Here is a 13,590-nt window from a genome sequence, read left to right as displayed (position 1 = left end):
TCGTTGGCTGCCTACTCGTACCCAGAAGCAGGCAGTATCCGATGTAACAGAACGGTTCCGCCACAGTTTCGGTACGCAGCCGCAGGGCGTTTTTGCAGCTCCTGGCAGGGTGAACCTGATTGGTGAGCACGTCGATTACGCCGAAGGTATCTGCCTGCCGTTCGCGCTGACACAGAATACTTTTGCAGCGGTGAGTGCTCATACGGATAGCAGCCCGTGGACAGTGCGAATCGTCTCGGACCTGATGACAAAGGACGATGCAGCAGAAGATGACAAACCTGTTGCCATCGCAATGTCCGATGTTGGACCTAGCTCACCTGCAAATTGGACGGGCTACGCAGTCGGCACCATCTGGGCGATGCGAGAGGCGGGGCTGCTGCCTGCGGATTGCCCAAGCTTTAACATTGCAATTTCCTCGGACGTTCCAATCGGCTCTGGGCTATCCAGCTCTGCCGCATTGGAATGTTCCGTCGGCGTTGCAGCCTTCGAGCTTGTGCATGATCGCGCAGCCAACGAGGAGGAGCAGCAGGGAATCATTGAGGCGGCAATCCGCGCAGAAAATGAGGTCGTTGGTGCCTCTACCGGCGGTCTGGATCAGCGTATTTCCATCAAGGGCAAGGAAAACCACGCACTGGCCATTGATTTTGCGAAGAGTTCTGACCAGCTTGTAAAGGCTGCTTTCGCAGACGAGAACCTAGAAGTTTTGGTAATCAACACCAACGTTCGGCATAGTCTCTCGGATGGTCAGTATGCGACGCGTCGCGGAATCATCGATGCCGTGACAAATGGTCTTGGGATATCTGATTTTCGCGGTCTGGATGATGCAGTTGGTGCTGCTATCAATTGGGCGAAGGAGAACGTCCCAGCTGAGGCAGATAGGGATCAGTGGGTTGATACCGTGGCGCGCCGAGTACGTCACGTTGTTACCGAAATTGACCGGACGGCACAGGCGATTGAAAAGCTTTCCGAGGGGGACTTCGAGGCCTTTGGCACGTTGATGGTGGCAAGCCATCTTTCGCTGAGGGATGACTACGAAGTTTCCTGTCCAGAGCTGGATCTTGCTGTGGACGTAGCGCTTGAGCAGGGGGCGCTTGGTGCCCGAATGACTGGCGGTGGCTTTGGCGGCAGTGCCATTGCGCTGCTGCCACACGACCGTGTCAGTGCTGCAGCGAATGCTGTTGCGTCGGCCTTCCGTGACAGAGGAATGCCGGAACCGGAGTTTTTCGTTGGAAATCCCGGGCCGGGAGCAAGCCGCCTAGTTTAGGCGGTATTACCCCCGGTCTTGGGGGGGCTACTGCAATGCAATCTTCTTCCGCTGCGGCTTGAGCAGCGTGGTGAGGAAGATTAGCACCACGGCAAATCCCGCGGCGGTAAACATCGCAATGCTATAGCCACGAATCAAGTCGTCGGCGGCAGGAGCTGCTGCACCAGTGCCGGACAGGCCAGCGGCAATAACAGCTGACAGCGCCACAAACAGTGCGGTACCGACAGCGCCGGCAACCTGCTGTAGCGTGTTCATGATTGCTGAGCCATCCGGGTAGAGGCGCTTCGGAAGATCACCAAGACCGAATGTGAACAGCGGAGTAAACAGCAGCCCCAGGCCAATCTCAAGGACGATGTGGCAGGCGACGATCCACCATAGCGGAGTCGATGCTGAGATGAAGCCGAGCCCGAAAAGACCGAGGGCAAGGACAATGGAGCCGGGAATTGCCAGTGGGCGCGGACCATAGCTGTCAAAGAGCCGGCCGACAGCCGGTCCCATAAGGCCCATAACCAGTGGACCAGGCATCACAATCAAACCAATAGTCTTGACGTCGACACCTCGCAGATTGAGGTAGAGCGGCAAAATGATGATCACACCGAACATCAGCATGAAACCAATGGTCAGAATGATTGTGGACAGCCTAAAGCTCTTTGTGCGGAAGGTTCGAAGATCCAGCAGAGCTCGGTTGTGCGGTGCCAAACGGCGCTGGCGCATGATGAAGAACACCAACAGCACGATGCCGACTGCGCACAGGATTCCGTCGATAAGCGAAAACTCTGCGCCCACGCGGCTCAGCGCGTACACCAGCGGACCGAATGCGCCGGCACTGAGGAACACCGAGAGGATATCGATGGACTTCGCGGAGTTTTCCTCAATATTGGGAACGAGAATGACACCCACTACCAGCACAATTAGGCCGAGCGGCAACATCGTGTCGAAAAGCGCATGCCAATTGTTATTGGCAATCTCCAGAATGAGACCGGAGATGGTCGGTCCGATAGCAGGCGCGACAGCGATGACCACGCTCATTCGTCCCATCATGCGCCCGCGCTCATGCTCCGGTACTACGTTGAGCACGGTGGTCATCAGCAGCGGCAGCAGCACTGCGGTACCGGACGCTTGGACAATGCGTGCGAGCAGAACGATCGCGAAGTTTGGCGCGAAGGCACCGATGAGAGTGCCCACGACGAATAGTCCCTGACTGACCGCGAAAAGAATGCGGAACGGCACTGCCGAAATGAGAAATCCAGTGACCGGAATGACAACTGCCATGGTCAGTAGGAACGATGTTGTCAGCCAGCCTGCGGTAGCTGCGCTGATTCCGAGGTCCGCCTTGACGACGGGAATTGCGACGCTCATGACCGTCTCGTTCAAGATAGCCATGAATGCCGCAGCTAGTAGCACGTAAATGGCCATATAAGCACTTTTGGGCGCATCGGCCTGTGGTGCCTCCGAACTTGGGCTGAGTTCGGAATCTCCAGATTCAGAAACCAATTGAAGTCTCTTTCTATATATCGGTACAGAAATAGGTGATTGTCGAAGATATGGAATCTTAGCGCAACAAAAACCCCGTCGTAAGTCGACAAAAAGGCAAAGCGGACGGGGGCATTGGCACACAAGTCGGCCAACACATTCTAAGGTAAGGGAGAAAGATAAACCCGTTGGGAAAGGACAATAGCTGTGAGCAATATCAAGGTCGGCGTACTTGGCGCCAAGGGCAAGGTAGGGTCCACCATCTGCGAGGCAGTTGAAGCCGCCGACCATTTGGAGCTGGCAGCGGGTCTCGACTCTGGCGATGACCTGAATGAACTTGTCACCGCTGGTGTGCAGACGATTGTTGACTTTACTCAGCCCGACGCTGTGATGGGCAATCTTGAGTTCTGCATTAAGAATGGCATCAACGCCGTCGTGGGTACTACGGGCTTTACCAAGGAGCGCCTCGATCAGGTGCAGCGATGGCTTGACGACGCCGCCGGTGAGGCCAATGTTCTTATTGCACCGAACTTCGCAATCTCCGCGGTACTGACCATGAAGCTGGCGGAGCTAGCCGCTCCGTACTTCGATTCCGCTGAAGTTATCGAAATGCACCACCCTTTTAAGAAGGATGCCCCTTCGGGCACCGCTATCCACACTGCTGAGACTATTGCTCGTGCTCGCAAGGAAGCCGGCATGGGGGAGCAGCCGGACGCCACTGAGCAAACTCTCGATGGTGCTCGCGGTGCTGAGGTCGAGGGCATTCCGGTGCACGCAGTCCGTATGACCGGTTCGGTGGCTCACGAGACCGTTATCTTCGGTGCAGAAGGGCAGTCGCTCACCATCAAGCAGGACTCCTACTCGCGCACCAGCTTCGTACCAGGCGTTCTGCTGGGTGTGCGCAAGATTGAGGATTTTCCGGGCCTGACTGTGGGACTGGAGCCGTTCCTGGGACTTTAATGGCCGGGAGTTAACTGAAAATGTCTGAAAATGTCACTCTCAAGGCGCAGCTAATCGCCGCGACCAACTTCTTCCCGCCGGAGGACATCGACTTTGATAGCGATGCCGATGGTGGGGAAGCATTGATTGAGTTCTCCGGCAGGGCTTGTTATGAAACGTGGGACAAGCCCAATCCACGAACGGCGACGAATAGGGGATATCTGCGACATGTGCTTGAGGTAGGCCACACCTCACTTTTTGAACACGCAAGTGCAAGCATCTATGTTCGTGGGCTGTCGCGCTCGTGTGCACATGAACTCACACGGCACCGCCACTTTTCCTTTTCGCAGTTGTCGCAGCGGTTTGTGCCGGCCAGTTCCAACAATGTTGTGGTTCCTCCCGCAATTGCGGAGGACCCGGATCTGTTGCGAGTTTTCGAAAGCGCGGTTGATCAGTCCCGTTTCGCCTATGGTGAGTTATTAGACGCACTGGAAGAGAAGTGGGCCGACGAGCCCAACGCTATCTTGCGGCGAAAGCAGGCACGCCAGGCAGCCCGGGCGGTTTTGCCCAATGCCACCGAAACTCGAATCGTGGTTACTGGTAATTTCCGGTCTTGGCGCCACTTCATTTCGATGCGTGCGACTGAGCATGCCGATGCTGAAATTCGGGAGTTGGCAGTGGTTTGCCTGCGGGAGCTGCAGCGCTGTGCTCCTGTTGCTTTTGGGGATTTTGAGATTAACACTCTGAAGGATGGGTCGGTCGTCGCGTCGAGTCCTTACGCCTTCGAGGGGTAATCGCACGTACAGTGTGAAGATATAGTCGATTGAGATTTTTAAGAAAAGGTAGTCAACAATGAGCACAGGAATTGCGTCAACTCGCGGTGCTGACACTTTCGGCACCGTCGCCGTAGCTATGGTGACCCCTTTTGACAAGGACGGAAACCTCGATGTCAAGGCGGGTGTGCAGCTCGCTGGTCATCTTGTAGACGGTGGCTGCGATGCACTCATTCTGGCCGGTACTACCGGCGAGTCGCCTACTACGACGGTTGAGGAAAAACTTGAGCTTCTCCGAGCTGTCCGTGCAGAGATGGGTGACGAGGTTAAGCTCGTGGCCGGTGCCGGCACCAATGACACGGCCGGGTCCATCGAGCTGGCAAAGGCTTCTGTGGAGGCGGGCGCGGATGCGCTGCTCGTCGTCACGCCGTATTACTCCAAGCCGTCCCAGGAGGGGCTGTACCGTCACTTTACGGCAGTGGCTGACGCAACCGAGGCGCCGGTGTGTTTGTATGACATTCCGCCGCGTTCGGTTATTCCGATTGAAGTTGATACCATTTACCGGTTGGCGGAGCACCCGAGAATCCAGGCTGTTAAGGACGCCAAGGGGGATTTGGGAGCTGCCGCCGGCATTATCGCTAATACTGATTTGGCGTGGTACTCCGGTGACGATGTGCTGAACCTTCCGTGGCTGTCTATTGGCGCCACCGGGTTTATTTCCGTTATTGGACATGCAGCCCCGCAGCTGCTGGCTGAGGTGCGCTCTTGCTTTGACAAGGGAGACCTTGCTGGTGCGCAGGCTGCCCACGCGAAGATGACTCCGCTGTTTGCCGCTCAGGCTGCACTTGGCGGTGTAAGTTTTGCTAAATCCGCTCTGCGTCTGCAGGGCATTGAGATAGGAGATCCACGCTTGCCGCAAATTGCAGCAAATGACCAGCAGCTTGAGGTGCTTGAAGAAGCTATGCGGAAGGCAGGTGTTCTGTAGTGGCTGAAGGACGCAATCGCGCCCGCAAGGTAACTCGTAAGGCTGGTCCGCCTTCCGAGTCCGACGTGGCTGCAGCAGAGCAGTCCAATAACTCTGCATCCAAGGGCTCCGACAAGGGTGGAGCTAAATCCAACGGCTCGAAGTCCTCGCAGCGTTCCGGTGAGCGTAAGAACTCCGGTAACGCTAAGAAGTCCCAAGGTTCTTCGAATTCTTCCAACCGCGGTTCCCGCGGTGGTCGCGGCGGCCGTGGAGGTAACCGCGGAAATAGTTCGAGGGGTGGCCGTGGCGGACGCGGTGGCAACCGTCGTAACGTAGTCCAGTCGATGCAGGGTGCAGACTTGACGCAGCGTCTTCCTGCACCGCCGAAGGCCCCCAAGGACGGCCTGCGCGTGGTTGCACTGGGCGGTATTTCCGAAATCGGTCGCAATATGACCGTGTTGGAGTACAAGAACCGTCTGATTATCGTCGACTGCGGCGTGCTGTTCCCGAGCTCGGATGAGCCTGGTGTTGACCTGATTCTGCCTGACTTCTCCTACATGGAAGACAAATGGGATCGCGTGGAAGCTCTCGTGGTCACCCACGGTCACGAGGACCACATCGGCGCTATCCCTTGGTTGCTCAAGCAACGCGCGGACATTCCGATTATTGCTTCTCGCTTTACCTTGGCACTGATTCAGGCCAAGACACAGGAGCACCGTCAGCGCCCGAAGGTCATTGAGGTCAACGACACCAGCCACATTCAGCGTGGTCCGTTCGATCTTCGTTTCTTCAATGTCAACCACTCGATTCCGGAGTGCCTTGGCATCGTAATTAAGACCGGAGCTGGCATGGTCGTCCACACCGGTGACGTGAAGATGGATCAGACCCCGCCGGACGGAAAGCCGACTGACCTGCCGGCGTTGAGCCGCTACGGTGATGAGGGAATCGACCTCTTCTTGTGTGAGTCGACCAACGCTACGATTCCGGGCTTCTCGGGATCCGAGGCGGAGTTGGCTCCAACTCTGCGCCGCCTGATTATGGATGCCAAGCAGCGCGTTATCGTCGCGGCCTTCGCATCGAATGTCTACCGCGTGCAGGCGGTCATCGACGCAGCTGTTAAGGCTGGCCGCAAGGTTGCCTTCAACGGTCGCTCTATGATTCGCAACATGCGCATCGCGCAGGAATTGGGGCTGCTGACTGCACCGGAAAATACCATTGTGGAGATGAACGAGGCCGCTCGCATGGCGCCCCACAAGGTCGTGCTGGTGACTACCGGTACGCAGGGTGAGCCAATGGCTGCGCTGTCTCGCATGGCCCGCCGTGAGCACCGTCAGATCACCGTCCGTGATGGCGACCTGATTATCCTCAGCTCTTCGCTGGTACCGGGTAACGAAGAGGCAGTCTTCGGCGTTATCAACATGCTGGCCCAAATTGGTGCCACGGTTATCACCGGCAAGGATGCGAAGGTTCACACCTCCGGTCACGGCTTTGCCGGCGAGCTGCTATTCCTCTACAACGCAGCTCGTCCGTCGAACGTCATGCCGATTCACGGTGAGTGGCGCCACCTCCGTGCCAACAAGGAGCTGGCTGTGTCCACTGGTGTGAAGCCAGAGAACGTTGTCCTGGCTCAGAACGGTGTGGTTGTCGACCTCGTTGACGGTCGCGCTCGTGTAGTTGGCCAGGTTCCGGTCGGTAACCTCTACGTCGATGGCGTCACCATGGGTGACGTCGACGCTGACGTGCTGGCAGACCGTGCTGAAATGCGTGAAGGTGGTCTTATCACCGTCACAGCCGTCATTGATAACCGCACTGGCCGCCCGTTGGAGAAGCCACGGGCTCAGGCTCGCGGTTACTCGGACGACGTCAAGGAAGTGCTCGAAACCGTCGAGCAGGTCGTTGACGATACTCTCTTTGACCTGGCTGGCAGTGGCGAGAACAACCCGTACCGTATGGCTCAGGAAGTTCGTCGCCGCACCGAGCGTGTCATTAACCAGAAGTGGCGTCGCAGCCCGATGGTCGTTCCGACCATCGTGCCGATGTCCTCTGAGGCAGCCGAAGAGGTTACCGATGAGGAAATCCAGGAGTCGCGCGAAAGCATCTAAGTTTCTAGAGCGTCTTTTAGCCTAAGAGCCCGCATCCACCTACAACCGTGTGGATGCGGGCTTCTCCGTGCCTGGTCTAGGCTGGAGCTATGACTTTTGCTGAACGGGAACGTGAAGATCTAGCTAATCTACTGCTCAGCGTCGGCCCCGACGCCCCGACCTTGTGCGAGGGGTGGACGACCCGGGATCTTGCCAACCACCTGTACATTCGTGAAAACCGTCTGGATGCCGCGGGCGGGATGTTCGTCAAGGCGCTTTCGGACCGCCTCGATGCTGTTACCGCTGAGGTCAATCGAATGCCCTACGTCGAAGTGGTGGGGAAGTGGGGTAGTGGTGCTCCGCGGTGGAATCCAATGAACTGGGCAGACCGCTACGTCAACGCTGCGGAGAACTTCGTCCATCACGAGGATGTCCGTCGTGCCCAGGAAGGATGGACCGTTCGTCAGCTGCCACCCTCCGGAGTGTCGGACCTGTGGCGTCTGGTCACTACTGCCGGCCGTATGATGTTGCGCGGTTCGACCTCGACCGTGGTGCTAATGCGTGACGACGGAGTTGCGGTGACTCTAATCGACAACAGTGCTAACGGTGCTCCGGTTGTGACTGTCCGCGGAAGCGTCGGGGAACTGGTGTTGTGGCTCTATGGCCGAGGCGAGGTGCGCGTCACCATCGACGGCGACGAATCGGGCATCAAGCGCAACAGTCTTTAAGATCACGTTCTCAGTTCTGGACGGTCGCGACAGCACGCCTGTTAAACAATGACACGCGTGTGACTAATGTGAAAACGATCCGGTGTTAGCTGTAAGGTAATGGTCATGTCTGCGACCAGCCGAACCAGAACTGACAATCGTCGTGGATCTTCCCGCTCTGCGGAGACAGATGCCACGCGGCGATACCCCGTGCACAGCGCCACGGAGGAATTCGAGCGCACTCCTAGCGCCATGTCGTTCGTGGGCAATAGCTTGGCCAGCGCCTGGACTGAAACTGCCCGCGGCGTGGCCGGTCTCGCCCGTCGGGTAGGCGGTCGCAAAAATAAGCGAAACGAAGAGGAGAATATGTCGCGGCGCGAAAGTGACGCCGATTTTTCGACGAAGCCCCGTAGGAAGCGTCGTAAAGCAGCTAGCGGCTATGACGATGTAATTGAACCTCCGGCACCGGCCGCCGTGCCAGCTGACGAGTTCGATGCAGACTTCGATGAGGGTGGCGAACCGGGATCGAAGGATGGCCTGGCACTACTCGTGCTGGCGTTGGCAATTGTGCTGGCTGGTTCGACATGGTTCCACCTGGCAGGGCCAGTGGGGGAGTTCATTGAAACGGCAGTGCGCACGCTCATTGGTATCGGCGCTTTTGTACTTCCGGTGCTGCTCGGTGTTGTTTCCGTATTGATGATGCTGGATGCGATGCCGCGTCGTGAACGTCTGACACCTACCATTACTGGAGCTTCGCTGATTGTGGTGGGTCTGCTCGCAATTGTGCATATCGGCTCTGGTCGTCCTGCGGACTGGCAGGGGCGACGTGCAGCTGGTGGCGCAATCGGTGGTTATATCGGTTCGCCGCTAGCAGCCGGGTTTACCTCGTGGGTCGCCGTCGTTTTGTTGCTGGGCATCGTTTTTTACGGCGCTCTGGTGCTCTCTGGCGCGACGGTGCGTCAACTTATCGATGCCACTAAGGAGTACTTCAACTTTTCTGAATGGTCTTCGCGTCGTGCCGGCGACGAGCCGGAATCGGACGATCCCTACGGCAATGTCGATGACATGCTGGAACGTCGTGCGAGCTGGGATTCGGATACCGCATATGCCGATGAGGACTTTGACCAGCCGACGCAGCTAATCGAGCGTCGCCCAAGCCACAGCGGCCGCACGCATCATTCCTCGTCGCGTTCGACCGATCGCTCTGCTTACCGAGCTCCTCGCCGTGGCGCGGTTAGCCGTATGTCTGCACCCGAACCCGCGCCTTACGACGAACCGGATGCTGACGGTAACCTCTACGATCTTTTGGACGAAGAGCCGCAGAGGACTCGACAGGCTCCGCGACCTGCCCGTCAGGTTGAGGATGTCGACTACGATTCGGCAAAGACCACAGTGTTTGATGTCCGGCATGGGGCACAGCACTCCAACCGAGTCTCCCCGGTGGAGCCGGCGTTTCCGGCGGCTGAGTACGTGGAGGAAACTCAGTCGGATGCTGTGCATCGGGACACCGCCGAAACGGAATCGACTATTCCGGCTGTCGGGGGCACGAACTACCATGCTGCCGACGAGGAGTATGACGAGTACTCCGAGTACCCGACGCAGGAGGCTGCTGCAGCGAGCAGCAGCGAACGCAATCGTGTTTCCGCTTCCCGAGCTCCGAAACAGCCCGTTCAGCCTGAGACCGTAGCGCCCGAGAGTGCCCCGCAGGGCGAGTCGTCTGTCGACGATTCGCGGGATGCGGTTTCTGAGGCTACCCGTCGCACTATGGATGCCATTGCCGCTCGTTCTGGCATCGATGCCTCTAAGATTCCGGCCACAACTCCGAAGTCTGAATTGGAAAAGGACGCCGAGGGTACGTCCGCTTCGTCGGCATGCACGCCGGAGTCTGACTACCACCTGCCATCGACTAACTTGTTGATCCCAGGTGAGCGCCCCAAGACACGTACGGCGACGAACGACCGCATGATTGAAGCGATTACTGAGGTATTCGCAGAATTCAAGGTCGACGCTGCGGTGACTGGTTTCTCTCGCGGTCCGACGGTGACTCGCTACGAGGTCGAGCTTGGCCCGGGCGTGAAGGTCTCGAAGATCACGAACCTCCAGTCCAACATTGCCTATGCGGTAGCGACCGACAATGTCCGCCTACTGACTCCGATTCCGGGCAAGTCAGCCGTTGGTATCGAGGTACCGAACAACGACCGTGAGATGGTTCGGCTTGCCGACGTACTCAACGCGCCCAAAACCGTTGCGAACGATGACCCGATGCTGATTGGCCTCGGTAAGGATATTGAGGGCGAGTTCATCTCGCACTCTATCCAGAAGATGCCGCACCTTCTCGTTGCCGGTTCGACCGGTTCGGGTAAGTCCGCGTTCGTAAACTCGATGTTGGTGTCGCTGCTGACGCGTGCAACCCCGGAGGATGTCCGACTGATTCTGGTGGACCCGAAGATGGTCGAGCTGACTCCCTATGAGGGGATTCCTCACCTGATTACGCCAATCATCACTCAGCCGAAGAAGGCCGCGGCGGCTCTGCAGTGGCTGGTTGAAGAGATGGAACAGCGGTACATGGACATGAAGGCCGCCCGCGTCCGTCACATCAAGGACTTCAACCGTAAGGTCAAGTCCGGCGAGATTACGACGCCACTTGGCTCGGAACGCGAGTACCGTCCGTACCCGTACATTGTCTGTGTCGTCGACGAGCTGGCAGACCTGATGATGACCGCACCCCGCGATATCGAAGATGCGATTGTACGCATCACGCAGAAGGCCCGTGCCGCCGGTATCCACTTGGTGCTGGCTACGCAGCGTCCGTCTGTGGATGTGGTCACCGGCTTGATTAAGACGAATGTGCCATCGCGACTGGCATTCGCTACCTCGTCACTCACGGACTCCCGCGTCATTCTTGACCAGGGCGGTGCTGAAAAGCTCATTGGTATGGGCGATGGCCTGTTCATTCCACAGGGTGCAGGCAAGCCGCGACGGCTGCAGGGTGCCTTCGTCACAGACGAGGAGATTCAGGCAGTAGTCGATGCGGCTAAGGCACAGGCCGAGCCGGATTACACCGAGGGTGTCACAGAGGATAAGAGCGCTGAGGCTGAGCGCAACATTGACCCCGATATTGGAGATGACCTGGAAGATTTGCTTCAGGCAGTCGAGCTGGTGGTCACCGCACAGCACGGGTCAACCTCGATGTTGCAGCGCAAGATGCGAGTCGGCTTTGCCAAGGCTGGTCGACTGATGGACCTGATGGAAACTCGCGGAGTGGTCGGGCCATCAGAGGGCTCTAAGGCACGTGAGGTGCTGGTCAAGCCAGAGGAGCTCGAAACCATTAAGTGGATGATCAAGGGCGCAAATCCGGAGGACGCTCCTAAGGAAGAAATAAACGTAGTCGACGCTGATCCGAATCAGTCTATGGCGTAGGACGACCTAGCCTCACCGCGGTTTCTGATTGCGTGTATAGTCGGCACACGTGGAGGGGAGTATCCCCGGTAAGAGCGGATGTTTTCCGCTAGCCCGTGACGGTTATCGTCAGCACGGATTGGACGCACAGACTTGCTTTGTGCAGATTCAATCCCGGTGCCGTCACTTTTGCCACTTTGGCAGAAGCAGGAGAGACCTCCGGTTCATGTTCGCACGACCGGAGGTCTTTTTTTAATATGCATGTCCCCGCATTGGTATGGATTATCACCATTGTGGTCGTCATGGGTTTTATCGCCTTTGACTTCTATGCACACGTTCGCACGCCGCATAACCCAACTATGAAGGAAGCCGGCGGCTGGACCGCTTTCTACGTAGTCTTGGCATTAATTTTCGGCGGAATGGTGTGGTTGTTATGGGATCACCACCGAGGCATTGAGTTTCTATCGGGCTATATCACTGAAAAGGCGCTCAGCGTAGACAACCTGTTTGTCTTTGCACTCATCATCGGTGCGTTTAAGATTCCGCGCCAGTACCAACAAAAGGTTTTGCTGTTCGGTATTGCGATGGCGCTGGTATTCCGAGGCCTGTTCATCTGGGCTGGTGCGGCCGTTATTGCCAAGTGGTCTGACGTTTTCTACCTGTTTGCAATCTTCCTGATTTACACGGCTGTCAAGACGGTGTACGACGAAGCCGTCGATAAGCCGGAACCCGATCCGTCGGATATGAAGCTGATTCAATGGCTGCGTCGAATTGTCCCAATTTCGGATCATTACAACAAGGACAAGCTGACCGTTAAGGAAAACGGCAAGCGTTACTTGACGCCGCTTGCCATCGCGCTGGTGTCCATTGGTTTTATCGACGTGATGTTTGCGTTTGACTCTATCCCGGCTATCTACGGCCTGACGGATGAGGCATACATCGTCTTTACTGCAAATGCCCTGGCTCTCATGGGTTTGCGTCAGATGTACTTCTTGCTTGACGGTCTGCTGGATCGCTTGGTGTACCTGGCTTATGGTCTGGGTGTCATCCTGGCCTTCATTGGCGTGAAGTTGCTGTTGCACGCACTGCATGAAAACAACCTGCCGTTTATTAACGGCGGTGAGAACGTGTCGGTGCCTGAAGTATCGACCTGGATGTCGCTGGCGGTGATCGTCATCGTACTGGTGGTGACTGTCCTGGCATCGTGGCTCAAGATTAAGCGTGATGAAAACATGGGTGCGATTGCCCTTCCGCGTGTTCACCACGATGATCATGGAAACGACGATGGCCTTGGCTCTCACGCTTCCTCTGCCTCTGTCGGTGAGAGGTCAGCGTCGGCCGGAAACGAAACTAACGGTTCGCACACGGGTAAGAACGAGCCTGGGCATTAATCGAACACGATTGTGAGATAAGGTAACAACTGTGACTGCTCCAAGTGCTGATACAAGCCGTGTTTCCAACTGGAACTTGCCCAATTTCCTGACCGTGCTTCGCATCCTCGGAGTGCCGGTATTCCTGTGGGTACTTCTTCAGGAGGGCGGCGAAGCCACCAATTGGCGCTGGTGGTCGTTTGTCGTTTTCGCGCTTCTGATGGCGACTGACAAGTTGGACGGGCACCTCGCACGCAGCCGTAATCTCATTACCGACTTTGGCAAGATTGCCGATCCGATTGCCGATAAGGCGCTGATGCTGGCCGCGCTGATCGGTATGAATATCATCGAGATTCTGCCGTGGTGGGTGACTGTCATCATCGTAATTCGCGAAGGTGGCATCACCATCTGGCGTATGTTCGCACTGCGTCAGGGGCGTGTTGTTCCGGCTTCTCGGGGCGGCAAGATAAAGACGGTCCTGCAGTCTGTAGCAGTGGGGCTATTCCTGATGCCAGTGGACTGGTTGTTCTGGCCGTCCTGGATTGTGATGATTGCCGCCATCGTCGTCACCGTCGGTACGGGTATCCAGTACATTGTGGATGCGCGTAAGGTCTCGTAGA

At 57.1% G+C, this 13,590-nt stretch carries 10 protein-coding genes; 9 read left to right on the top strand and 1 reads right to left on the bottom strand.

Features of this window, described 5'->3' with window-relative positions:
* Window positions 1–7: 7 nt before the first annotated feature.
* Entirely contained in the window at window positions 8–1,264 is a 1,257-nt protein-coding gene (gene galK, locus NQ014_RS03505; protein WP_257073783.1) for a galactokinase, read from the top strand.
* Window positions 1,265–1,291: 27 nt separating this feature from the next.
* On the opposite strand, the gene NQ014_RS03500 is transcribed toward galK, so the two are convergent.
* Window positions 1,292–2,680 carry an MDR family MFS transporter gene (locus NQ014_RS03500; protein ID WP_257073757.1) on the bottom strand — a complete coding sequence of 463 codons (1,389 nt, stop codon included), beginning with the start codon at window positions 2,678–2,680 and terminating at the stop codon, window positions 1,292–1,294.
* A gap of 264 nt (window positions 2,681–2,944) precedes the next feature.
* On the opposite strand from NQ014_RS03500, the gene dapB reads away from it, so the two are divergent.
* From dapB to pgsA, 8 genes are all read left to right on the top strand, one after another.
* On the top strand, window positions 2,945–3,697 hold the full coding sequence (gene dapB, locus NQ014_RS03495) for a 4-hydroxy-tetrahydrodipicolinate reductase (protein WP_257073756.1): 753 nt from the start codon (window positions 2,945–2,947) through the stop codon (window positions 3,695–3,697).
* Window positions 3,698–3,717: 20 nt separating this feature from the next.
* Window positions 3,718–4,470 (top strand): FAD-dependent thymidylate synthase, encoded by a 753-nt coding sequence (thyX, locus tag NQ014_RS03490; RefSeq protein WP_257073755.1) that lies wholly within the window; start codon window positions 3,718–3,720, stop codon window positions 4,468–4,470.
* A gap of 58 nt (window positions 4,471–4,528) precedes the next feature.
* Window positions 4,529–5,434, top strand: a complete 906-nt coding sequence (gene dapA, locus NQ014_RS03485; RefSeq protein ID WP_257073754.1) for a 4-hydroxy-tetrahydrodipicolinate synthase — start codon at window positions 4,529–4,531, stop codon at window positions 5,432–5,434.
* Window positions 5,434–7,515: a ribonuclease J gene (locus NQ014_RS03480; RefSeq protein WP_373467701.1), complete on the top strand. Its 2,082-nt coding sequence runs from the start codon at window positions 5,434–5,436 to the stop codon at window positions 7,513–7,515. The genes dapA and NQ014_RS03480 overlap by 1 nt, the downstream gene beginning before the upstream one ends.
* Window positions 7,516–7,604: 89 nt before the next feature.
* A complete protein-coding gene (locus NQ014_RS03475) occupies window positions 7,605–8,222 on the top strand; it encodes a TIGR03085 family metal-binding protein (protein WP_257073753.1) in 618 nt (205 codons plus the stop codon).
* 105 nt (window positions 8,223–8,327) lie between these two features.
* Window positions 8,328–11,621: a DNA translocase FtsK gene (locus NQ014_RS03470; RefSeq protein WP_257073752.1), complete on the top strand. Its 3,294-nt coding sequence runs from the start codon at window positions 8,328–8,330 to the stop codon at window positions 11,619–11,621.
* A 236-nt stretch (window positions 11,622–11,857) separates the two neighbouring features.
* Entirely contained in the window at window positions 11,858–12,991 is a 1,134-nt protein-coding gene (locus tag NQ014_RS03465; RefSeq protein WP_257073751.1) for a TerC family protein, read from the top strand.
* A gap of 31 nt (window positions 12,992–13,022) precedes the next feature.
* Window positions 13,023–13,589: a CDP-diacylglycerol--glycerol-3-phosphate 3-phosphatidyltransferase gene (gene pgsA, locus NQ014_RS03460; protein ID WP_048733493.1), complete on the top strand. Its 567-nt coding sequence runs from the start codon at window positions 13,023–13,025 to the stop codon at window positions 13,587–13,589.
* Window position 13,590 lies beyond the last annotated feature (1 nt).

The organism is Corynebacterium sp. 5QC2CO (assembly GCF_024580435.1).
GTDB lineage: Bacteria > Actinomycetota > Actinomycetes > Mycobacteriales > Mycobacteriaceae > Corynebacterium > Corynebacterium jeikeium_D.
This window is presented reverse-complemented; position numbering and strand designations above follow the sequence as displayed.